Source organism: Hymenobacter negativus, from assembly GCF_017571495.1.
GTDB classification, from domain to species: Bacteria; Bacteroidota; Bacteroidia; order Cytophagales; family Hymenobacteraceae; genus Hymenobacter; species Hymenobacter negativus.
The window spans coordinates 95,527-117,037 of sequence record NZ_JAGETZ010000006.1 but is presented as its reverse complement, the minus strand read 5'-3'; the positions used below and the strand labels follow the sequence as shown (position 1 = coordinate 117,037).

17 protein-coding genes and 1 tRNA gene are annotated in these 21,511 nt (G+C 62.0%); 10 read left to right on the top strand and 8 right to left on the bottom strand.

Annotated features, from left to right (window positions below):
• Positions 1–48 precede the first annotated feature (48 nt).
• Genes J4E00_RS14585 through J4E00_RS14565 form a run of 5 tightly spaced genes read right to left on the bottom strand, consistent with a single transcriptional unit; the run spans position 49 to position 7,913 of the window.
• On the bottom strand, positions 49–2,952 hold the full coding sequence (locus J4E00_RS14585; protein WP_208175913.1) for a hypothetical protein: 2,904 nt from the start codon (positions 2,950–2,952) through the stop codon (positions 49–51).
• Between the two features lie 3 nt (positions 2,953–2,955).
• Positions 2,956–5,421: a hypothetical protein gene (locus J4E00_RS14580; protein ID WP_208175912.1), complete on the bottom strand. Its 2,466-nt coding sequence runs from the start codon at positions 5,419–5,421 to the stop codon at positions 2,956–2,958.
• Positions 5,414–6,136: a hypothetical protein gene (locus J4E00_RS14575; protein ID WP_208175911.1), complete on the bottom strand. Its 723-nt coding sequence runs from the start codon at positions 6,134–6,136 to the stop codon at positions 5,414–5,416. Before J4E00_RS14575 ends, J4E00_RS14580 begins: the two co-directional genes overlap by 8 nt.
• Positions 6,133–7,284 carry an AAA family ATPase gene (locus tag J4E00_RS14570; RefSeq protein ID WP_208175910.1) on the bottom strand — a complete coding sequence of 384 codons (1,152 nt, stop codon included), beginning with the start codon at positions 7,282–7,284 and terminating at the stop codon, positions 6,133–6,135. The genes J4E00_RS14575 and J4E00_RS14570 overlap by 4 nt, the downstream gene beginning before the upstream one ends.
• Positions 7,284–7,913 carry a hypothetical protein gene (locus tag J4E00_RS14565; RefSeq protein ID WP_208175909.1) on the bottom strand — a complete coding sequence of 210 codons (630 nt, stop codon included), beginning with the start codon at positions 7,911–7,913 and terminating at the stop codon, positions 7,284–7,286. Before J4E00_RS14565 ends, J4E00_RS14570 begins: the two co-directional genes overlap by 1 nt.
• A gap of 224 nt (positions 7,914–8,137) precedes the next feature.
• Here J4E00_RS14565 and J4E00_RS14560 point away from each other — a divergent pair, with 224 nt between their 5' ends.
• Positions 8,138–9,268, top strand: coding sequence for a hypothetical protein (locus J4E00_RS14560; protein WP_208175908.1), 1,131 nt, complete (start codon positions 8,138–8,140; stop codon positions 9,266–9,268).
• 59 nt (positions 9,269–9,327) lie between these two features.
• Here J4E00_RS14560 and J4E00_RS14555 read toward each other — a convergent pair.
• Positions 9,328–9,400, bottom strand: a tRNA-Met gene (locus J4E00_RS14555).
• 121 nt (positions 9,401–9,521) lie between these two features.
• Positions 9,522–9,716, bottom strand: a complete 195-nt coding sequence (locus tag J4E00_RS14550; RefSeq protein WP_208175907.1) for a hypothetical protein — start codon at positions 9,714–9,716, stop codon at positions 9,522–9,524.
• Between the two features lie 256 nt (positions 9,717–9,972).
• On the opposite strand from J4E00_RS14550, the gene J4E00_RS14545 reads away from it, so the two are divergent.
• The 7 genes from J4E00_RS14545 (at position 9,973) to J4E00_RS14515 (ending at position 19,522) form a co-directional block, all read left to right on the top strand.
• On the top strand, positions 9,973–11,229 hold the full coding sequence (locus J4E00_RS14545; RefSeq protein WP_208175906.1) for a TCR/Tet family MFS transporter: 1,257 nt from the start codon (positions 9,973–9,975) through the stop codon (positions 11,227–11,229).
• A gap of 70 nt (positions 11,230–11,299) precedes the next feature.
• Complete coding sequence (locus J4E00_RS14540; protein WP_208175905.1) at positions 11,300–11,728, top strand: hypothetical protein; 429 nt, start codon at positions 11,300–11,302, stop codon at positions 11,726–11,728.
• A 211-nt stretch (positions 11,729–11,939) separates the two neighbouring features.
• A complete protein-coding gene (locus tag J4E00_RS14535) occupies positions 11,940–12,308 on the top strand; it encodes a BlaI/MecI/CopY family transcriptional regulator (RefSeq protein ID WP_208175904.1) in 369 nt (122 codons plus the stop codon).
• 2 nt (positions 12,309–12,310) lie between these two features.
• Positions 12,311–13,852 carry a M56 family metallopeptidase gene (locus J4E00_RS14530; protein ID WP_208175903.1) on the top strand — a complete coding sequence of 514 codons (1,542 nt, stop codon included), beginning with the start codon at positions 12,311–12,313 and terminating at the stop codon, positions 13,850–13,852.
• 16 nt (positions 13,853–13,868) lie between these two features.
• Complete coding sequence (locus tag J4E00_RS14525) at positions 13,869–15,434, top strand: TlpA family protein disulfide reductase (RefSeq protein ID WP_208175902.1); 1,566 nt, start codon at positions 13,869–13,871, stop codon at positions 15,432–15,434.
• An 85-nt stretch (positions 15,435–15,519) separates the two neighbouring features.
• Positions 15,520–17,625, top strand: a complete 2,106-nt coding sequence (locus J4E00_RS14520; protein WP_208175901.1) for a M13 family metallopeptidase — start codon at positions 15,520–15,522, stop codon at positions 17,623–17,625.
• A 145-nt stretch (positions 17,626–17,770) separates the two neighbouring features.
• Positions 17,771–19,522, top strand: a complete 1,752-nt coding sequence (locus J4E00_RS14515) for a T9SS type A sorting domain-containing protein (protein ID WP_208175900.1) — start codon at positions 17,771–17,773, stop codon at positions 19,520–19,522.
• 88 nt (positions 19,523–19,610) lie between these two features.
• Here J4E00_RS14515 and J4E00_RS14510 read toward each other — a convergent pair whose 3' ends face one another.
• Positions 19,611–20,807, bottom strand: a complete 1,197-nt coding sequence (locus J4E00_RS14510) for a hypothetical protein (RefSeq protein WP_208175899.1) — start codon at positions 20,805–20,807, stop codon at positions 19,611–19,613.
• Positions 20,808–20,831: 24 nt separating this feature from the next.
• Between J4E00_RS14510 and J4E00_RS14505 the strand changes: the two genes are divergently transcribed.
• Both J4E00_RS14505 and J4E00_RS14500 read left to right on the top strand, forming a co-directional pair.
• The gene (locus J4E00_RS14505; protein ID WP_208175898.1) at positions 20,832–21,113 is read left to right on the top strand and encodes a hypothetical protein; all 282 of its coding nucleotides are present in this window, start codon (positions 20,832–20,834) and stop codon (positions 21,111–21,113) included.
• Between the two features lie 12 nt (positions 21,114–21,125).
• The gene (locus J4E00_RS14500; protein WP_208175897.1) at positions 21,126–21,509 is read left to right on the top strand and encodes a T9SS type A sorting domain-containing protein; all 384 of its coding nucleotides are present in this window, start codon (positions 21,126–21,128) and stop codon (positions 21,507–21,509) included.
• Positions 21,510–21,511: the final 2 nt, after the last annotated feature.

The following is a 21,511-nucleotide window of genomic DNA, read 5'->3' as shown; positions in this document are numbered from 1 at the left end:
GAGCATTTTGCAAATTAAGCAGAATGCTCCGGATGACAAGCGTACGACCTACTCCTCGCTTTCACTGATGGAATGAAGCGAAATACGCCCGGTATCTTCCAGCAGCGCAAACTTCTGGCGGCTGATGGTGGGCAGCACGGCGACGAATTCACTACTCGTTTTAATGGTCCGCATTGGCTGTATTTCGTCGATTGTGTAGTAGTAAAGCACGGCTTCGTGCTGTTCCGTTATTGCGGACCGATGAGTTGTTACCAAGTGTTCCGGCCCAACGAATTGCATGTTGCTGGCCATAGAATCGGTCGAGAAAACGGGACCTGGTTTGTTGGGGGGCGTAGTAGGCTCCCAGAGCAGAAAGCCCTCTCCTGTCGCGATGGCCAGGCACAGTTTGGCGGAATAGAGCGAACGCACGAGCATATAGTTGCCCCCGTCGGGCGTCTCATACGCCATCATACGTTGGCTATTCTCTGTTAGCTGAACCAATTGGTCTTCCCAGTAAGTGTAGTACATGCCGTTGCGGTACAGCAGTTCACTGGGCCACATCCGGGCATCTTCATCAAATTTCAGGTCTGGAATCTCATGCGTCAACAGGAATGGCCCCTCTGCTTTCCCTTGGGCCGAATACTGTATCAGATGAATAAAAGAGCTACGTATTTGGGCGCTGGCCAGCTTGCCCTCGGGTAGTAGCGCTATCCGTATAGGCCATGGGGGGAGCCAGCTCGGACTTTCCACTACCAACGCATGGGGGAAATACTTGTTTTTGGGTAGCTGCTTGGTTTCCAGTGCCACCGCCGCAGAAGTTCGTAGCAGAATGCGATTCCCGTGCTGCTCATCAGCCATGAGTAGCACCTGAATGCCTGACACATCGGTCATCCACGAATAATACTCCACGTTGCCGTACCAGTTGCCGCGAGCCAAGTGCAGGCGCTTATCGCGCCAGCCAATGGCAACCCATTGATGGCCGTGCGCCACGGCGCTTTGCCATGAAATGGTAGCATCCAGCTGCGGGGCAATTACCTGGCCCGTCTTGCTGCTGTCGGCGGCCGGGCGCGAGGCGCTACTGACGTAGCGGCTGCAATCGGCGGCAATGAGGCGGTCGTCGGGCAGGAAGTTGCGGAGCAGGGCCAGGTGGGACACGTTGCCCGCGCTGGCCTCGGTGCTGACTACCTCGTAGGCCACTTCCAGGGAAGCGGCACGCAACTCCGGCGTGGTGTACCGGGCATTGACGGCCGTGAGGACTTGCAGCAGCGGCACGCGCCGCGCCGCCGGGGTGTGGTGCTGGTAAATATCCCGAACGTGGGCGCTCAGGTCCTCATCAGAACCGGCAGCCAGCACGTCGAAATATTGTTTGAGGCACGTTTCGGGCTGTTTGGGGCTCGCCCATCCTTGCAGCAGCACGGCCTGGGCGCGGCCGGGGTCGGCCAGCTTGTCGGCTAGGAGGCGGGCGGCAGCGGGGTGGTCGGTGTTGTCGAGGAACAGGGCTACGCCGCGTTCGTAGTGGCGGGCGGCCAGCGCGGGCTGGTCCAGCTTCTGATGCAAGTCGCCGGCTTTTTCGTGCTCCTTGAGTTCAGCGTAGAGGTCGGCGGCTTCGAGGAGCAGGCCGCCATTTTCGAGGCACTTGGCCGCAGCGGGGCGGTTGTTGAGGTGGTCTTTGTAGAGGGCAGCGGCTTCGCGGTAATAGCCGCCCTGCTCCAGCACGCTCGCGGCGCTGTGGTAGTCGCCCAACAGGTGGGCATGGATGTAGGCGGCCTTTTTGTGGCGGCCGGCCTCTACCTCTTGGCGGGCGGCGGCCAGGTATTGCTGGCGCAGGTTGTCGCGGTAGGCATCGAGGTTCCACACGTCCACGCGCCCGCCGCCACCCAGGCCACCTAGGTTGAAGTTGGTCGCCCGCGGCCCCAGCCGGGCCGACTCCGGCGCCGCGCCCCGGTTCTGATAGGGCCCGCCGAGCGGAATGGCGTACTTCAGCGCCTCGTCCATGTTTTCGCCAAACAGCCGCAGCAGGCGCTCAATCTCGTTCTGGCGCTTCTGCTCCAGGTTGTGAATCCGGCCGCCCAGCCAGTTTTCCATCCGCTGGAACATGCCCGGACGAGCCGGCGCGGTCGGCCGGTAGCTGGCTGGCCGGCTTTTCTCTTTCTCCGAAAAGCTGCGCCAGATTCGCACCGCCAGAATGGTCAACGGCACGATGAGCCCGCTTAGGTTACCACTACCCAACTGACTAAATACGGAAAACAGCAGCGCCAACGCCATCACTACCAGGATTACCAGGCCCAACACCCGCATGACCCGGCCCGTCGGCAGCCCCGGCAGCCAGCGCACCACCGCCAGCACCGCTTTCAGCAAGCGGCGGCGCAGGTTATCCCAGGCAGCCTGGGCGGGACCGGGTTGGTCTTCGGTCAGCCCGGGCAGCTGCGCCAGCGGCACCGTACCCACTTCTTCCTGAATGGATTCGACCACCTCGGCTACGGTGGGCGCCAACACCCGCACCCGCTCCAGCCGGGGCTTGGGCTCGACGCCGGGCCGGGCACGGTCCCAGGCCGTGGGGCGTGGCGGGCCGCAGTCGAGCAGCCCAGCCAGATTGATTTCATCAGTAGTGTCGAAGCCGACCATGCCGATAGCCGGGTGTAGCAGCTGGCGGGGCCAGAGCAGGGCGGCACTAAGCTCGTCGGACGCGGTGGCGGGCCACAGGGCTGCCCGCACGGGCACGTAGAGGCGGCTGGCCACCACGCCGTAGGGCTCCAGCACGTCGGCCGGCAATTCCCCGTTTTTCACCACCACAAACAGGCCGACCAGCTGCACCGAGCGGATGGACTCCGGCACCAGGTAGCAGCTCAACTGGCCGGCGGCCAAACCCCAGCGACCGATTTCGCGCAGCCAGGCCGCCGGGTCGGGGCCGCGCAGAAAGGCTGCGCACGCCGGCCGCTGGGCCGATTCCTGGTAGCGAAGCGTGAGGAGCATGGGTTAGGCCAGATGGGCGATAAAGCGTTGAAGATACTGCTGGTAGAACTCCGGCGCCGATACCCGTTGGGCGGGATTGCGCCCAGTGAAATAATCCGGCCCGCACACCGTGCCATCGGCGGCCCAGGCAGCGGTAGGCTTGCCCATGATGAGCAGCAGGGTGATTTCGGGGATGCTGGCATCGGCGCTGCGCAGGTGGAGCAGGCCGCGCGGGTCCACCACGGTTTCGCTGCCATCGGGCCAGGTGAAGCGGTGGAAGCGCACCTGCTCGTTGGGCGTCAGGGTGGCAGTGCCGGCCCCGGTTGCTTGCACCCGGCGCACCGCGTTGCGGTCCGAGGCAACGGTCATCAGCTGCAGGCCGTGGTTCAATGTTGCGGCATAGCTGATGAGTCGCAGCTCATGTCCTTGAATCACCAGCTCACTCAAGCCATTCACTTCCAGCCGGCTTATGCGCAGCAACACGTTGTACCCGTTGTTGACATGGCGCTTGAGGTGACCGAAATCAGGCCGAAATACGGGATGCGTATTAGCCGGGAAGATGTTGCTGTGATGGTCGGTCAGCCGTCGTTGCTGCCAATCGAATACGGCTACATTTCTGGATTTCCGCTGCACATAAAAGCGCTGGTTTATGAATGCTGCCCGAACGATGTCTTCCCCCGCTTCCAGTTCCCCGGATAAGTCGATACTAGTCACTTCCTGCGTCATATCCACCTGGCCAGCTTCCAAGTTGTAGGGCGCAAACAGGTAAGCTAGCAGCCGCCCGGGGCCACTTACCAACACGTAAAACTGCGTTTGGCCATCGCTGCCAAACCAGTAATTGCCCTCCTCAATTACCGGCAAAAGCTCCCGTGCTCCCAGATTTCTATCGGTCCAAAACAGTACCCGCCGTACGTCATTGATGGCCAGCACACCGATTTCCGGCACTTGAAATGTGTTCCTGATGGACATGAACAGGCCCGTGACCGGCAGGTAAAGCGGGGCTGGGTCGCATTGCAAAAAAGCCGGCGAATTGGCGTTATACTGAGCAGGGCGGCGCGACTGACGCGGTGGCGCGGCAAACAGCAGCTCCTCCAAATCATAGCGGGCGGCGCTGAGCGGCACGCGGTGGCCGTTCTGGTACTCGTAGAGTTGCAGCTCGCCGCTGCGGTCCACTGTGAGCAGGAAGCGCAGGGCAGTTTTGGCCTCGGCCAGCGCGAGGGCAAACTCGGGCTGGTGCAGCAGTTGCGCATCAGTAATGAGCAGGCTATCGGCCGGGGCCTGCGTTTGCGAAAGCCGCGCAAATGCCTGCAACGCCACGCCGCCGTGCAGCGCCACATCAAGCAGCTCCAGCGCCGCCACCACGCCTTCGAACGTCTCTAAGTCGAGGGGTGAAAACTGCTCTCCACCCAGGGCCACGGCCGCCACCGGAGCCGGCGGGCGAGTCTGACGCGAGTTGCGGGCCCAGGCCAGCGCGGCGGCCAGCGCAAACACGCGCGGTACGCCCCACATGCGCAAGGTGGTATCGAGCAGGATGATGCGCGGGCGCACGTCCTGGCGTGGCGGCTCTTCGCGGCGCAGGTACAGGGCTTCGTTGTTCACCAGCCGGGCCATCAGCGAGAGGTCGTCGTGGGCCAGCTCGCTGAGCAGCAGCCGGTCGAAGTTGCCCCGGTTGGTCACATCCGATACGCCGCCCAGGGGCTGGTCGCTGGCCCCTTGAAGGTGCATGGGGATGCGCAGCGCCGCCACCAGGTGCTGGGTGAGGCGGGCCAGGCCGGCCGTGCGCGGGTCCTGCGCCAGCTGGGCCATCAGGTCGAGCGGCGGGGCGAGGATTTCGGGAGCGGGCGGCTCGGGCAACGGCAGGGGCTCGGGCAGTTGGTCGAGGCCGGTGCGCAGGTGTAATTCGAGGCTGCCCGGGACCTCAAACCGCCGGCCTGCATTTCCCAATGGGATGAGGTCACTAATGAGTTTACTCCAATGGGAGGACGGGCCTATTCCTTGTAAAGCAACATCCAGCCGGCCACTTGCCCACTCATCAACCATCGATAATGCTTGCACAGGCTCGATGCTTCGCGACGTGCGTTCCGCAAATACCTCTCGAAATAGATGCTGCTTTGGTACGCCAGTACGCAGTTCGGCTGGCAAAGCGGCCACCTGCTGCAACAGCTTAATTGTATAGTCTATGTTTCTCGTCAGCAGTGTGTCATCCAGAAACCCGCTGTATTGCCGACGTTGCTGCCACAACCGCTCCCCAGCCGCATCGGACCAGCTACTGCAACCGGCAAGCAACAGCAATACCGACCCAAGCTGGGGCAAGGCCAAGCCATTGGTAAGTAAGCTCTTCAGCATCCCCAACAATTCCTCCCGGTAGCCGATGGTGTTACCGTCCTGCCATTCCACTACGTCCAGCCCTTCTGCCCACCGCCAGAAATAATCAGTAGTGGCCTGAAAATATTTAATTGCAGCATCTTGTCCTTCTTCACGTTCACTCATCACCAAAACCCTTAGCCGTGAGCCGTACCGCACTGCGCGTCACGGGCAATAAATGCTCATTCGGAATCCGCTCCCAACTGCCATCTGCCGCGAAAAGCAGCACAGAATCGACCGCCGGGTTGAGCTGCCGGGCGAGCAGGGCAGCCAGCATCGGGGCTTCAAAATCGAACCCGGCGGGCAGCAGCATGCCCTCGCTCAGCCAATGCTCCTGGCCCGGCAGGGGCGGCAGGGGCGTGCCCAGCAGCAGTACGCGCCGGTCGGTGGCCACGGCAAAGCGCAGGCCCGTCAGCCGGATTTCGGGCGCGGTGTTGGCATATTCGTGCCAGGCGGCAAGGGTGGTGAGCAGGGCAGCGCCCGTCTCGGCCTGGGCCGAAGGAGCCAGTTGCACACGGTAGCGCGGGGCAGCCTGGGCGGGCAGCGCGGCTGTCGGCAGTTCCAACGGCACAAACACCCGAATGGGCTGCCAGACCAGCGTCGGCAGCTGCGCGATGGGCGTGAGGCTGCCCGTGGGAAACAGCCGGCCGGCGGCATCCAGCACGAAGGAAGCCGTGGCCGGCAGCGCCCGCACGGCCAGCGGAAGCTCGCCGGTGGCGGGCAGGCCGCGCAACCAGAGCTGCCCGGCGGCTTCGGTGGCTTGCAGACCTGGCACGGCGCGCACACCGCCCAAGGTTTCCCGGGCGGAAGCGGCCAGCACGAAGACGCGCTCCGTCATCATGCGTGCTGCAGCACTTTCTGCCAGAGGGCGTCCAGCGGCTCCTGCACGTAGGCACGCTGCACCTCGTTGGTGAGCCACTGGGCCCGGCCGTGCAGGTAGCGCAGCTGGTCTTTGATGGCCGTGCGCTCGGCGGGCGAAGTTTCGGGCAGTTCCCACTGGGCGGCCAGGGTGCTGATTTCGCGCAGCAGCGCGTCGGCATCCGGGGCGTCGTGGCCGGCGGCGCGGGGGTGCTGGGCGGGCTGCGCGTCGGCGTGCACTACGGCATCCACGATGCCAGCCACTACTTCGCGCTGCTCGTCGGTGTCCCAGATATAGCGCAGCACCCACATATCGGAGGGGATGACGGTGGTGCGCTGGCACAGCAACGCGCTGGCGGCCAGCAGCCGCTGCAGCTTCACGGCACGGCGGTCCGACACGGCCACGCCGGCCAGCCGCAGCTTGCGGATGAGGTCGGTGTAGGCCGGACGCACTTCGCGCAGGTCCACCTGCGGGATGGCGGCTTGCAGACGCAGAATGTCCTCGGCGGCGATGGTGGGCGCGGTTTCATCGGCGCGGCGCTCCAGGTTCCAGCCGGCTTCCAGCACTTCGACCAGGGCATCGGGAGCTACGTAGTCGCAGTGCACCCGCACCAGGAAGCGGTCAAATAGCGCTTGCAGGGCCTCGTCTTCGGGCAGGTGGTTGCTGGCGCCCACCATCAGCAGGGCGGGCAGGGCGCGGGTTTCGCGGCCGCGCCGGAACACCCGCTCGTTCAGCACCATCAGCAGGCTATTGAGGATGGCGCTGTTGGCATTCAGCAGCTCATCCAGAAAGATGAGGTGGGCCTCGGGAAGCATGCCTTCGGTGTTGGTGACGAGGTCGCCCTCGCGCAGCCGCCGGATGTCGAAGGGCCCAAACAGCTCGTTCGGTTCGGTGAAGCGCGTGAGCAGGTATTCGAAGGTGCGGCCCTGCAGGCGCTGGGCCAGGGCGCGCACCAGGGCACTTTTGGCCGTGCCGGGCGGCCCCAGCAGAAACAGGTTTTCGCGCCCTACCAGGCAGATGCTCATCAGGTCGATGATGTCGTTTTTGCCCACAAAGGTGCTTTTGAGGTGGCCCGCCACGAGGTTGAGCTTCTCAACCAGCAGCCATTCCTCGGTCAGTAGATTTTCCATTAGGTTAGTAAGTTGAAGGCCGCGAAATCGGGCCAAAGGGTAGCGGCGTGGGCGCCCAGCGCGGCCTGCACCAGCGGCGCAAGGTGCGGCCGGGCCGCCCGCACCCAGTCCTGCAGCCCAATAATGCGGTCAATATAGGCCTGCCGCAGCGCCGGATGCGCCAGCAGCACTGCTTCCGCTTCCGCCGCGTCCGGTGGGGTGCCCACGAATGAAAATGGCCACTGCCGGGCCGTAACCAGCAGGCGGGCCACCAATGCATCGCCGGGTGCGAGGCCCTTGGCCAGCCGCAGCAAGTCGGGCAGGTAGCGAAAGGTCAGGTCGACGGAGTAGATGGCTTCGGGCGTGGTTTCACCCGGAAAATCGGCCAGACACTGCGCTACGACGGTTTCATCCAGTTCCCGCAACAAAGTCAGCTGGACGGTATGGTACAGGTATTCGACCGCCCACAGCGCGGCGGGGGCGTTGAAAGCGGGCGCGACGTACGGCATTTCCAGCGCATCCTCGGCATGGCGGGCGCGCAGCCGGACTTCGGCCGCCGCTTGGTCGGCCGGCTCGAAGGGCACCGGCTGACCGCCCAGGGTCACGGCACCGGTGTTCAGCAGGTCATCAAGAAAGCCGGACAGCAGCATGCAAGAGCATTAATTACAGGAAATAGCGGGCGTGGAAGCCAGCACCGCGCCTGCGCGGGAAAGCCCCGCAAGTTGCCTCCGAAACCGTGGAATCCCTAACCGAATGGCCATGTCCTTGGGTGCGGCTTCGGGAGCGGGGCATTTCGACACCGCACTGGCTTTGGCCGCTTGCTCATAACGGCTACTTTGCCGTAGTTTGCTGGCCCTCACTGTGATGCTTTGCCATGAATGACCTCCTTACATCCCCGATAGTCATTCGCCGCTCAAAAGCCCTCGGCTTTGTATTGGTGGTCGTCACGGGCTTGCCTTTGCTGCTGGCGCTGCATCAGTACCTATACAATCCTGCCTGGAAACCACCGGTGGGGTCAAGTTTCTTTAACGGCCCGCTCGAATTTCTGCTCGTTTTTCTGCTGGGCGTACTGGTGCTGCTACGGCCGGCGCGGCTGACGCTAACCACCGAAGGCTTGACATATGAGCGGTTTCTCTGGTTCTGGCGCCGCTCCTGGCACTGGCAGGAAATTACTGCTTTCGAGTGGCAAAAGATTGGAACCGGCAAAAACACGCGGCATTCCATCGTGTTTTCCAGTGGTCCTGAACAGGTTGAGGTGCCCTCCTACTGGGAACTGCCAACGAGTACGGTACTCGCGCTGCTGAACCAGGCCCGCACCACCTGGCGTGGGAGTTCCTCCGGGATTTTGGAGGTACTCTCGGCCGAAAATCCTTCTCCCGCATTACGTTTCCCACTACCAGGGAGACAGGCAGAAGCAATAACGGTGGCACCCGCCCGCATCACCGCCCGGGACTTCTGGCTCTGGCTCATTTCCCTGGCGCTCATCGGGGTGGGCTCAGGTATTGATTACCTATTTGGCTACAAAGACAGCCTCTTTATTGAAGGCGGGTATATGTTGCTCATCATCTTCGGCTGGCTCGGACTGCTTTTCGCAGCTGTTGTCGCACTGCCCGGAGCAGCAAAACAGCAGGAAGAATGGGAACTGCGGCCGGCTCCATTCCGGGTCCGCTTGTGGCGGCGCGTTAAGCAGTTGGCCTACGCAATGGCCTTCCTTACCTGTCTTGGACTTCTGGTTGGCAACCTGCTCGTCATCAACCAGCAACGGACCCAGCGCGTCGCGCGCATCCTGGCTACCGAGCCCACTATGACTACGCTGGCCACGGTAATCCAGTTGCGGGAACGGGGCAGTCGCTCGGGGACCTTTCGCTCTACCGTGCTCACCTACCAAGCCGGAACAATGCTGATAAACCAAGCCCTGCCAGGCATCGGGCAGTATGCAGTGGGGCAGCAGCTGCGCGTAAAGTACGCGGTAAGCTACCCGGATATGTTCACTATAGTAAATTGAAAAGCCAGAAGCTACGCCAAATGAAAAGGCCGTTTCCACATTGGAAACGGCCTCTTAGGTAGCGGGGACTGGACTCGAACCAGTGACCTTTGGGTTATGAGCCCAACGAGCTACCAACTGCTCCACCCCGCACTGTTTGGTTCTGCAAAGGTAGCTCGATTTGTTGGGGAAACAAGCCTGCGAGAAGAAAAATCCGTTCTGACATAGTAAAACATTGCCTATCAGACGAATATTTTATCAAAAGCCCAGCTGTTCAGGCACGGTCGCTAGTGGTTTTTACCAGGTTGATGCCGGCGAAAAAGAAAATGAGGCCAACTACAAACGGAACTATGGAATTCATTTTGCCCAGATGCAGGCCGCCGATGCCCAGAAAACCCAACGCGCCCAGGATAATGCCAATGATACCCAGGATGGTGAGAATGCTGCCGAAAGTGCGTTTCTGATTCATGACGCGAGAAGTCGAGGTGAGAGAATATCCTAAAGACTCAGGATTGGGCTTCATACGCGAGCAAGCAGAGAAAGGGCTAAGATGTACCTCAAAAATGACTTTGCTGTATGCCTGTCAGGCATGCAGCAGGAAATACTGTTGGTATTATAAGCGGTACATAGTCAATAGCTAACCTACCTTATACGTGTCGAGCGCACCAAAAAGCCATTTTATTTAGCAATATTTGCTAAAATATATCGCTTTTATTCAGTTCGAAATGACACCCAAACGCTCCCCGGCCCTCGGCTTCATCTTCGTCACCATTCTGATTGATGTTATCGGGCTGGGCATTATTATTCCAGTGGTGCCTAAGCTCATTGAGCAGCTCACGGGCGAGGGGTTGAGCCGGGCTTCGATATACTCCGGCTGGCTCACCTTTGCCTACGCCAGCGCGCAGTTTTGCTTTGCGCCGGTAATGGGCGGGCTCAGCGACAAGTTGGGGCGGCGGCCGGTGCTGCTGGCCGCGCTGTTTGGCCTGGGGATTGATTATGTGTTTGTAAGCTTTGCACCCACGCTGGCCTGGCTGTTTGTGGGGCGCGTGCTTGCGGGCATCACAGGGGCCAGCTTCACCACGGCCACGGCCTACATCGCCGACATCAGCACGCCCGAGAAGCGGGCTCAGAACTTTGGGCTGGTGGGGGCAGCATTTGGCATTGGCTTCATCGTGGGGCCGGCTTTGGGTGGACTGCTAGCTGATTTTGGGCCACGGGTACCGTTTATGGCGGCGGCAGCGCTGAGCTTGTGCAATGTGCTGTACGGCTTCTTTGTGCTGCCGGAGTCGCTGGCTCTGGATAAGCGCCGGCCGTTTGAGTGGCGGCGCGCCAACCCGGTGGCGTCGCTGCTGCGCCTGGGCAAGTACCCGGCCACGTTGGGACTGGTGGCGGCGTTGGTGCTGCTGTACCTGGCAGGCTCGGCCACGCAGTCGATTTGGACGTTTTACACCATGCTCAAATTTGGCTGGACCGAGCGGCTGGTGGGCATTTCGCTGGCCGTTATCGGGCTGTTTTCGGGACTGGTGCAGGGCGGCCTGGTGCGCATTGCCATCCCAAAGCTGGGCGCGGCGCGGGCCATTGTGATTGGGCTGCTGTGCTATACGGTGGGGTTTGTGCTGTTTGCATTTGCCTCGCAGGGCTGGATGATGCTGGCCTTTCTGGCGCCGTACTGCCTGGGTGGCATTTCGGGACCGGCGCTGCAAAGCACCATTTCGGGCCAGGTGCCGGCCACTGAGCAGGGCGAGCTACAGGGCGCACTTACTAGCCTTATCAGCGTGACGGGCGTGGTGGGGCCGGTGCTGATGAGCTATTTATTCGGGGAATTTACCCGCAAGGGCGCACCGGTTTACTTCCCGGGGGCTCCTTTTATTGTGGGCGCCTTGCTGGCCCTGGGCAGCGTGGCGCTGGCGGTGCGCTCGCTACGCAAATACCCGCCCGTGGCGTTCCAGCCCGCCGAAACCGAAGCGCTGCCGGCGCACTAATGGAAGTAAGGTATTGCCAGGCCGATGAGCAAATGTCCTTAATTTGCCCGTTCATCGCCCTTCCACCGCTATGAATCTGGATACGACCAGCCCCTTACTTCACCTGGCCCACCGCCCCGACCTCGACATCATGGTTGGACGCTGGGGCTACCAACCTGCCCCCGACGAGCTGCCCGCCGTGTACCAACAAGTGGAGAAAGAAGCCTTACGCTCACGGTGCCGGTTCTGGCTGCAAGACATCCGCCGCCGCACCCTGAATGACCCCCAAACCACTCGCTGGCTGCTCAATGTCTTTTTCCCGGACATGGCCCAGCGGTTGGGTGGGCGCCTGTTTATTGCCTACCTGGTGGGGCCGGCTCTGCACGAGTCCATCGTTAAGCAGCCCGGCTACGTGCCCGCCGAAGCCTATAACGACAAGCCCTTTGCCACCTCCTTTTTTGGCGATGAGGGCGCGGCCATCCGCTGGCTTCAGATTCAGCAAACGGATAAGGTGCGCTGACAAGGCGCTTGGATAACAATCCCCTGTGTCATGCTTTGGCTCCGCTTAACATGACCCGGAGGACCAATAATTTATTAACAGCAAAAGGCCATTCCTGTAGCGGGAATGGCCTTTTTGCGTTCCTTCTAAAAATTGTTAGGTACCACTCTAATCGCAATTACGAAATTATCGTAGATTTACGACGCATTCGTAATCCTACTGCTTCAACCAAATGGAACGCCTCACCCAACCCGAAGAAGATGCCCTGCGCGTACTCTGGCCGCTGCCTGCCGGGGGCTTTGTCAAAGATGTGTTGGATGCGCTACCCGCCCCGCGCCCGCCCTACACTACCCTGGCTAGCACCCTGCGAAACCTGGAACGCAAGGGCTACGTGCGTGCCGAAAAGCTGGGCAATTCTTACCGCTTTGTGCCCGTGGTGACGGCCGACGACTACCAGCGCCGCTCACTGGGCACGCTGGTGAAGCAGCATTTCCAGAACTCTTATAAGGACTTGGTTTCGTTTTTCGCGCAGGAAAACAAGGTGAGCGCCGAGGATTTGCAGGAGATTATCAAGCTCATCGAGAGCAAGAAGGAGGAGTAGCCATGCTGTCTGTTCTGCTCTATTTGCTGAAGGCCAATGCCGCGCTGCTGCTGTTTGCGGTGGCTTATTTCGGGCTGTTGCGCCGGCTCACGTTTTTTACCCTGAACCGGGTTTACCTTTTGTTTGCGCTACTGTTTGCGGCTGTATACCCGGCCCTGCCAGTGCCCGCGCTGCTGCCGGCCGAGGCCGCTCCCGCCATGCTTTTGCCTGTGGTGGGAAATGCAGGAGTTGCGGTCGCTTTGCCGGCGGCTGGGGCGCCAGCTGTTGATTGGGCAGCTGTGGGGGTGGCCTTATACGGCGCAGGCGTGGTGGCATTGCTGGGACGACTGCTGATGCAACTGGTATCGCTGGCGCGGCTGCGACGGGCTTCCCGGCCGGCCGTGGTGCAAGGGCAGGCGGTGCGGGTGCTGCCGGGCGAAATAAGCCCGTTTTCCTTTGGACAAAGCATTTACCTGAACCCGGCGCAGCACCCCGGCCCCGAGCTGGCCGCCGTGCTACGGCACGAATTGGTGCACGTGCGCCAATGGCATACCGTGGACGTGCTGCTGACCCAACTGGCGCTGGCGGCGGCCTGGTGCAACCCCGCGGCGTGGCTGCTGCGCCGCGCCCTGCTCGACAACCTCGAATACCTGGCCGACCACGCCGTGCTCGAAGCAGGCCTTGACCGCCGCGCTTATCAATACAGCCTGCTCCGCCTCAGCCATGCAGCGAACGGCCTTTCCCTGGTTTCCCATTTCACCTTTCCAACCCTTAAAAACCGCATTGCTATGATGAATAAACCATTTTCTTCAAGTGGACAGCTAGCCCGCTATTTCGTAGCCGGGCCGCTGGTGCTGGCCGTGGCGCTGGGCTTTTCGGCAGCGCGGGCACAGGTGGTTGAACCAGTAGCACCAGTGCCGGTTCTCGCCGAAACTGCTCGTGCTACGCCAGCCCCGCCGGCCCCGGCAGCAGAAGCTCAAGCGGTGCCTGCGGTTTCACACCGGACGGGGCCGGTGCGTAAGACACATTCTTCTAAACCGCTCGTGGCCAGGACTGACGCTGCTAATCCTGCACCTACGCAAGGCGGCCGGCTCGTAAGCAAAATCAGCGGCCCGCAACCGGTATACTATGTAGATGGCAACGTGACGACCGATGCCATCAACGGCGTCGACCCCAAGGACATTGCTAGTGTGAATGTGTTCAAGGGCGAGCAAGCGCGCCGGCTGGCCGGTGAAGCCGGAGCCAGGGGCATTGTCGTTGTCACGACCAAGCAAAAGCAAAACACGCCGGAAGTGTTGGCTTTCAACGAAAAAATGGGCATTGTGGCGGCGCCCGTAGTGCTGCCACCGGCCCCAAGTGTGCCTTACTTAGCTGCACCCGCGCTGGCATACATCACGCAGCGCTACCCGGGGGCGCGGCTGCTGGGCGTGGCAGAAGTGAAAGCGGCAGATGGCAGCCCGTCCCGCTATCAGGCCGAGGTGGCAATTGGCCGGCGGCCCGGCTACCTGCTGTTCGATGGCCAGGGACAGTTTATTTCGGATTCTTATACCAGCTACTTGAAGTAGCGGCTTTTTCCAACCCATGAACTTCCGGATTTCCCTGCTTGGGGCGGCGCTAGCCGCCGTCCCTGGGCCGCTGTATGCCCAAAAAAACGTGGCCCCGTCCACCCATATCACCATCTCGGGTCAGTTTACCGGCGTGCCGGACTCGACCATTATTAGCGTTTTTGAGCCCATGCCGGGCGTGGCGCTGAACTACTTTTTCACCGATGTGCCCAATGAGACCGTGGTACGCGACGGGCGCTTCAGCTACCAGCTGCGGCACGCGGAAACAGGCTTTGTGCGCTACGATGGCAAATACATAGCGCACAACCTGTCGTTTGTGGAGCCCGGCGCCCGCATCACCTTCACCCTGACGCCCGGCACCGGCAGCGCCCCCCCCACAGTGGTTTTCGGTGGTACCAATGCGGCGGGCAACAACTTCATGGAGCAGGGCAAACTCCTGAATGGCGGCCCCGCTGATGGCCAGCGCCTGACGCGGGTGATGGCCGCCGCTCCCACAGCCGCGGCCGGGCTGGCGGCTCTTGAAGCCGAAATGGCCACGCCCAAGGCCCTACTCGCGGCCGCGCTGAAGGCGCACAGCATCAGCCAGCGGTGCCACGACGCGCTGGCGGCCGAGGTGGAGCAGCGCGTGCTGTTCTGGCTGGGCAATGCGCTGGCGGTGCATTTCCGGGACCCCGCCAAGGCCAACCTACATCTGCAGATGCCCGACGCCGACGCCCGGAAGGTGGCCGTGGCCCTCTTCACCCGCTACGACCCCGCCCTACCCCGCTACCGCTACAGTGCCCTGGGCAACCTCTTCAACGCGGCGGTGCTGCGCGAGCAAGGCGTGCTGCCCAGCCCCGCGCCCACGGCCCGCATTTGGGCCGGCTACGCTCCGCAGTTTGCACCGGTGAACTCGGGCATGAACGTTTTTGACTACCTGCCCGCCGCTGCACAGAGCCGAGCTATGGGCGACGTGTTACTGACCGCGCTGGCCTTCAATGCCATGAGCGCGGCCGATTTTGCCAGGGTGGCGGCCGATTACCGACGGCTGTTTCCGGCCAGTCCGTACGTGCCCATCATCGCCAAAGCCCTGCCCAAGGCACCCGCCCCAGCCGCGGCCAGCACGGGCCAGAATCAGACTTTCGGCACTCTGGCAGCGGGGGCACACGTCCTGGCCTTCGCCCCCGCGCCGGGCCTGGATACGGTACGGACGCTGGCAGCGCTGGTGCGGCAGCAGTTTCCTGGTCGGCCGGTGTTCGTCGATTTCTGGGCCTCGTGGTGCGGGCCGTGCATTGCGGAGTTCAAGTATGAGCCGGGCCTGCACGAGTTTGCCAGCAAAAACGGGGTTGAGGTGCTTTACATCTCGGTCGACAAAGCGGGTTCCCGGGAGAAGTGGGCGGCGCTGGCGGCCAAAAATGGCCTGCGCGGCTCCCACTATTTGGCCTCGGAGGCCGTGCAGGAGTCGCTGAAGAAGGTGATTCCCTACCTGCCTACTTACATGCTGTTTGATAAGAACGGGCAGCTGGTGGAAGCCAGCGCCTACCACCCCAGCGACGGCGAAAAGCTCTATCAGCAGATGCGCGAGCGGCTGGGGCTGCGGTAGGGCCTTTTCATAATTCCGTCCCCATGCAATTATTGGGTGCGGCGGGAGTCTTTGGCGCTACTTTGCGCTTGAAACCCTTACTCCTATGAAGAAATCTGTTCCTCATCTCGGCCTGCTGACGGCGCTGGCCCTGGCCGGCTGCACCAGCACCAAACCCACCGCCCCTACCAATGCCAGCACCACCGCCTCGGCTGCGCCCGTTGCCGCCACCGCACCCGACCCCAAAGGCGTGGGCCTCGACATGGCCGACCTTGACCGCTCGGTAAACCCCTGCGACGACTTCTTCCAATTTTCGGGCGGCAACTGGCTGAAAAATAATCCGGTGCCGAGCTACGCCAGCAGCTGGGGCCCGCGCAACCTGCTGGGTAACCGCACCCAGGATTTGCTGCGCAAGATTCTGGAAGACGCGGCGGCTAACCGCAACGCCGCGCCCGGCAGCAATGCCCAGAAGGTGGGCGACTTCTACGCCAGCGCCATGGACACGGTAGCCATCGACCGGGCCGGCATTGCGCCGCTGAAACCGGAGCTGGACCGCGTGGCCAACATTCGCAGCCTGGCTAACCTGCGCACGGAAATTGTGCGCTTGCAAGAGCTGGGGGCCAACGTGTTTTTCAACGCGGGCGTGGACGTGGACGAGAAAAAGACCACCCAATATGCCGTGCAGCTATACCAGGGCGGCATCACGCTGCCCAACCGCGAGTTCTACTTCAAGACTGATGCCCGCACCGAGAAGGTGAAAGCAGCCTACCGCGCTTACATGACGCAGGTGTTTGGTTTGTTGGGCACGGCCCCGACCGTGGCCCAGCTCGACGCGGCCACCGTGGAGCGCATCGAAACGCGGCTGGCCAAGGCCTCGCGCACGCCGGTGGAGCTGCGCGACCCACAGGCCAACTACAACAAGATGACCGTGGCCGCCGCCCAGCAGCGCTACCCCGTGCTCGACCCCAAAGGCTTGCTAGCGGGCATGCAGTTAGGCAAGGCGCAGGAGGTCATCATTGGCCAGCCGGCGTTTTTTGATGAGGTGAATGCGTTGCTGAAAACCGAAAGCCTGCCCGACCTGAAGGTATACCTGCGCTGGCACCTGGTGCGCTCGGTGGCCAGCACGCTGCCCACGCCCTACGCCGAAGCGGCTTTTAAATACAGCCAGGCCCTGACCGGGGCCAAGCAGCAGGCCCCACGCTGGAAACGCATCCAGGCCGCGACGGACAGCTACCTCGGGGAGGCATTTGGCCAGCTCTACGTGGACCAGGCATTCAGCCCCGAAGCCAAGGCCAAGGCCTTAGAAATGGTGGGCAACATCAAAGCCAGCATGGCCGAGCACATCCAGACGAATACCTGGATGAGCGCGCCCACCAAGGCCGAAGCCCTGAAAAAGCTGAACGCCCTGCGCGTGAAAATCGGCTACCCCGACGTGTGGAAGGACTATTCGGCCCTGCCCATTTCGCGGGAAAGCTACGCGAAGAACGTGCTGGCGGCCCGCCTGTGGGAGAGCCGGCGCGAGGCGGCCAAGTTCGGCGGGCCCATCGACCGCAACGAGTGGGGCATGACGCCGCCCACCATCAATGCTTATTACAACCCGCCGATGAATGAAATCGTGTTTCCGGCCGGCTACCTGCAGCCGCCGTTCTTCGACCCCAAGGCCGACGACGCCATCAACTACGGGGCCATTGGCGGGGTAATGGGCCACGAGATGACGCATGGCTTCGACGACCAGGGCCGGCAGTACGACTCGGAAGGCAACCTGCGCGACTGGTGGACGCCGGCCGACGGGGCCGAATTCACGAAGCGCGCCGCCGTGGTGGGCCGCCAGTACGACGCCTTCTCCCCCCTCGACTCGGTGCACGTGAACGGCCAACTCACGATGGGCGAAAACCTGGCCGATTTTGCCGGCCTTACCGTGGTGTATGGGGCGCTGGAAAAGCAGCTCCAGCAACGCTACGGCAACGGCCCGCGCCCGAAGTACGACGGCTTCACGCCCGAGCAGCGCTACTTCCTGAGCTGGGCCCAGCTGCGCCGCACCAACATCCGCCCCGAAGCCCTGCGCCAGCAAATTGCCACCGACCCGCACTCGCCCGGCCAGTACCGCACCATCGGGCCCCTCATGAACATGCCGCAGTTTCAGCAGGCCTTCGGCTGCCCGGAGGGGAGCAAGATGATTCGCAAGCCGGCCGATAGGGCCGTGATTTGGTAGCAGCGCGAACGTTTGGTTCGCGCCCCCACACCGCTTGCTAACCAGTTAGAAAGAAAGCCCCGGTGCCGGTGCATCGGGGCTTTCTTATGCCGCTGTATTTACCCCAGCCTTCTACCAATGGTGAGCCTTTACTTCCTTTTTATTCATGAAGCACTTCTTCTCGTGGATGCGCGGCTGCACTTTGGCGGCGCTATTGATTCACCTGTGGCTAGCGGGGCCGGCGGCGCGGGCCCAGGCCCCAGCGTGGCAAACCGTGATAGCGGCGAACCAGAATCGTGGCGATTACTCTACTATCAAAGCCACAGTTACTGACGCCAGTGGCAATGTGTACTTGGTCGGCGATTTTGGGGGCACTGTACACTTCGATAGCATAACGTTGGTATGCAGTGGTGGCGACACGGATATTTTTATCGCAAAATGGAGCCCGATTACCGGTTTTGTATGGGCTAAACGAGCGGGCGGTAATTCTCTCGATTATGCCGAGGCAGTAGCCATAAACGGCACCGATATTTACGTGGCCGGTACGTTTGCCAGTAACACCGCCGATTTTGGAAGCAGTATACTCACTAATGCAAATGCTACTACCACTCCTGTCGGGGATATGTTCGTGACCAAACTAACGGACGCAGGCACCAGCGCAAATTTTATATGGAGCCTACGGGCGGGCGGCCCTTATGATGATGGTGCCACAGGGATAGCCGTTAATGGAGCCAGCATTTACGTGGTTGGTTCGTTCAGCGATACGGCCAATTTTGGCAGCGTCGTGCTGACGAGTGCCGGGCGGAACGATGCCTTCGTTGCCAAGCTTGTAGACGCAGGCCCCAATGGCAGCTTTTCATGGGTTCAACGCGCCGGTGGCCCTTCCTTCGAGCGCCTGAATGCGGTGGCTATTAATGGCACCAGCATCTATGTGACAGGCACTTTTTCCAGTGCCTTGGCTGATTTTGGCAGTAGCATCTTAAATAGCATTGGCAGCTATTATGATGTGTTCATTACCAAGCTTACCGATGCGGGCACTACTAGCAGCTTTACGTGGACAAAACAAGCCGGTGGCACGGGTTGGGACGAGGCTTTTGATATTGCCGTTAATGGCGCCAACGTGTATGTTGTGGGCGAATTTTCTGGTACCAGTGCCACTTTTGGCAATACTACTGTGACCAACACCGGCAACAGCGTTACCTATGATGCGTTTGTAACCAAAATAATTGACAGTGGGAGCACCAGCAATTTTAGCTGGACTCAACAAGCTGGCGGTCCTCTTAATGACCAGGTTTATGCCATGGCAGTACACGGCTCTAGCTTGTATCTAACGGGGGGATTTGGGGGTCCTACAGCACTTTTTGGAAGCACCATGCTAACTAATGCAAGTGGCACTCTCAATCCCAGTCATGACATATTCACGGCCAAGCTGCTAGATACAGGCACTTCCGGCAATTTTGCTTGGGTTCAGCAGGCAGGGAGTTCCATCGCTGATGAGGCATATGCTTTGGCTGTCAGTGGAGCTACTATTTACGTGGGCGGTACCGTTGCCTCGCCCGCCAGCTTTAGTAGCATAACCGTTAACAGCCCTAATCTTTATCGAGTCGCCTTCCTTGCCTCCCTCACCGACCCCACCCTGATCGCCACCACGGCCGCGCAAGGTTCTTTGCCCTTCACTCTGGCCCCCAACCCCGCCCGCGCCGCCACCACTCTCACGCTGCCCGCCATGCCTGGCGCTCCCACCGCCACTCTCACCCTGACCGATGCCCTGGGCCGCACCCTGCACACCACAACCGTGGCCCTGCCCGCCGCTGGCCTGCGCCACCCGCTGGACCTCAGCGGCCTGGCTCCCGGCCTCTACGCCGTGCAGGTGCGGGCCGGCAGCACCACCAGCACCCAGCGCCTGGTGGTGGAGTAAGTCACGCTGAGTAACCAAGTTGCAGCGTATCGAACGAGAGCCGCATAGGGGCCGTACCCGAGGGGCCAGTCCGCATCCCTATGCCCTTTTAAATTCCGCCGCAGGGGTACCGCAGATTTGGCATCGAAACGGGGGGTTCCCAGCGGTGCTGGGGGTCGAGCTGGTGAAACTCGGCCAGCAGCTCTGCTCGCGTCACCGGGTGAAATACCAGCGCTGGCTCGGGACGGGCGCTAAGTTTCACGGGGCGGGTGGCCAGCTCGATTTGGCCCTTCACCCAGCGCACCGCCACCAGCGTGGCTGGCTCGTTGGTGGGCACGTTGGCAAATACGACTTGGCGGCCGTGCGCTTCGCCGTGCAGCAGCCCTCGAAAATCTTTGAACACCAGGCTGATTTCTACGGGCTCGCTGTCGGTGGATACGGCGTAGTCGAGCAGGGTGGCAGCGGGCCGGTCAAGGAATCGGTCGCAGTTAATCCAGCTCAGCTGCGTGGTGGCAAACAGATAACCGCTTACCTCCGCCAGGCTGTCGGCTTGCGTGGCGCGGGGCCCTTGCCGACGCGGTACGGCCGCATAGGTGGCACCTTCGCTCCCAGCCTCCAGGTCGCTGAGGCAGGCGGTACGCCAGCGGTAGGCTTCCGGGGCACCACGCAGTGGGGCAACGGCTGACACTGCACCGGGCTCCATGCCCTCTACGTAGATAAAATCAAACCGGGGCTGTGCCAGTACCAGCGGCGGCACCGTGGTAGCGCGCACGGGCGGCAGCGGCTGCCATTGGACGGGGCCACGGCCAGCCAGCTCCTGACCAGCAAATAGACGCATGCCCGGCTCGGGCCGAAACGCCGGAAACAGCACGGCCAGCGCCACACCCGGTCGCAGCTGGCAGGGCTGGCCACTGCCCGTGCGCGCCGCCAGATGCACCATGCCGCCCGTGGCCAGCAGGCGGGGGCCCGCCTGGGTGGCCAGCCCGTGGACCAAGGCATCGGCCAGGTCGTAGTATTCGCGCAGCTCCACCTCCACGGGCCCGGTCACTGGCTTGCCAGTGGCCGTGGCAAACGCATTGGCCGGTACCCATACCGAGGTACCGGCTGCTCCCCGCACCCGCGCCGCCCGGTCCGCCGGCACTTGAAACACCTGAACCGGGGGGCCGCTGGCCGCCAGGAAATCGTTCAGGGACCGCCGGGCAACGGCCTTGGGGTCGGGCGGGGCGGAAGCCGTTTTCTCCTGACGGGCATCGTCGGCACAGGCGCTGAGCAGGGCCAGGGAAAGCAGCAGGTGAGGCTTTATCATGTCGCAAGCTACTGCGCTGGCGCGATGCGGGCACGGCCAGTAGCGTGGCCTGGGCTCAGCGTGTCGGCGGCAGCGGCATCGACGCGCCTGCGGCCCCTAGCGGGTACTAGTCTGTACGTGGCGGGCGGCTTCAAAAGTCCCACCGCCAGCTTTGGCTCAAACACGCTCACCAATGCCGACGCTAGTGGCAACAGCAACGACGTTTTCTTGGTCAAGCTCACCGATGCGGGCAGTACTGGCAGCGTGGCCTGGGCCCAACGCGCCGGCGGTACTGATGATGACGCTGGTATTGCATTGCTTCTGTAAGGAGCAGCCGTATTGACCGGGGGTTACTTTACTGGGCCCACAGCTCCTTTCAGTACCCTGGCGCTTGCCGGCCCGGCTTCAGGCCCCACTGCCTTCCTAGCCTCCCTCACCAACCCTACCCTCACCGCCACCGCTGCCGCGCAAGGCAACTTATCCTTCACCCTCGCGCCTAACCCCGCCCGCACTGCCGTCGCTGTGCAGCTGCCCGCCCGACCCGACGCTCCCACGGCCACCCTCACCCTGACCGATGCCCTGGGCCGCACCCTGCGCACGGCCATACTAACTGCCGCCGGTCTTCACCAGGAGTTGGACTTGCGCGGCCTTGCTCCCGGCTTGTATACCGTGCAGATGCGGGCCGCTAATACCGTTGGTTACCAGCGCCTAGTAGTGGAATGAGG

Excerpts from the sequence above, each read along its gene's own strand:
- J4E00_RS14585 (WP_208175913.1), bottom strand. The coding sequence starts at position 2,952 with ATGCTCCTCACGCTTCGCTACCAGGAATCGGCCCAGCGGCCGGCGTGC.
- J4E00_RS14580 (WP_208175912.1), bottom strand. The coding sequence starts at position 5,421 with ATGAGTGAACGTGAAGAAGGACAAGATGCTGCAATTAAATATTTTCAG.
- J4E00_RS14575 (WP_208175911.1), bottom strand. The coding sequence starts at position 6,136 with ATGATGACGGAGCGCGTCTTCGTGCTGGCCGCTTCCGCCCGGGAAACC.
- J4E00_RS14570 (WP_208175910.1), bottom strand. The coding sequence starts at position 7,284 with ATGGAAAATCTACTGACCGAGGAATGGCTGCTGGTTGAGAAGCTCAAC.
- J4E00_RS14565 (WP_208175909.1), bottom strand. The coding sequence starts at position 7,913 with ATGCTGCTGTCCGGCTTTCTTGATGACCTGCTGAACACCGGTGCCGTG.
- J4E00_RS14560 (WP_208175908.1), top strand. The coding sequence starts at position 8,138 with ATGAATGACCTCCTTACATCCCCGATAGTCATTCGCCGCTCAAAAGCC.
- J4E00_RS14550 (WP_208175907.1), bottom strand. The coding sequence starts at position 9,716 with ATGAATCAGAAACGCACTTTCGGCAGCATTCTCACCATCCTGGGTATC.
- J4E00_RS14545 (WP_208175906.1), top strand. The coding sequence starts at position 9,973 with ATGACACCCAAACGCTCCCCGGCCCTCGGCTTCATCTTCGTCACCATT.
- J4E00_RS14540 (WP_208175905.1), top strand. The coding sequence starts at position 11,300 with ATGAATCTGGATACGACCAGCCCCTTACTTCACCTGGCCCACCGCCCC.
- J4E00_RS14535 (WP_208175904.1), top strand. The coding sequence starts at position 11,940 with ATGGAACGCCTCACCCAACCCGAAGAAGATGCCCTGCGCGTACTCTGG.
- J4E00_RS14530 (WP_208175903.1), top strand. The coding sequence starts at position 12,311 with ATGCTGTCTGTTCTGCTCTATTTGCTGAAGGCCAATGCCGCGCTGCTG.
- J4E00_RS14525 (WP_208175902.1), top strand. The coding sequence starts at position 13,869 with ATGAACTTCCGGATTTCCCTGCTTGGGGCGGCGCTAGCCGCCGTCCCT.
- J4E00_RS14520 (WP_208175901.1), top strand. The coding sequence starts at position 15,520 with ATGAAGAAATCTGTTCCTCATCTCGGCCTGCTGACGGCGCTGGCCCTG.
- J4E00_RS14515 (WP_208175900.1), top strand. The coding sequence starts at position 17,771 with ATGAAGCACTTCTTCTCGTGGATGCGCGGCTGCACTTTGGCGGCGCTA.
- J4E00_RS14510 (WP_208175899.1), bottom strand. The coding sequence starts at position 20,807 with ATGATAAAGCCTCACCTGCTGCTTTCCCTGGCCCTGCTCAGCGCCTGT.
- J4E00_RS14505 (WP_208175898.1), top strand. The coding sequence starts at position 20,832 with ATGCGGGCACGGCCAGTAGCGTGGCCTGGGCTCAGCGTGTCGGCGGCA.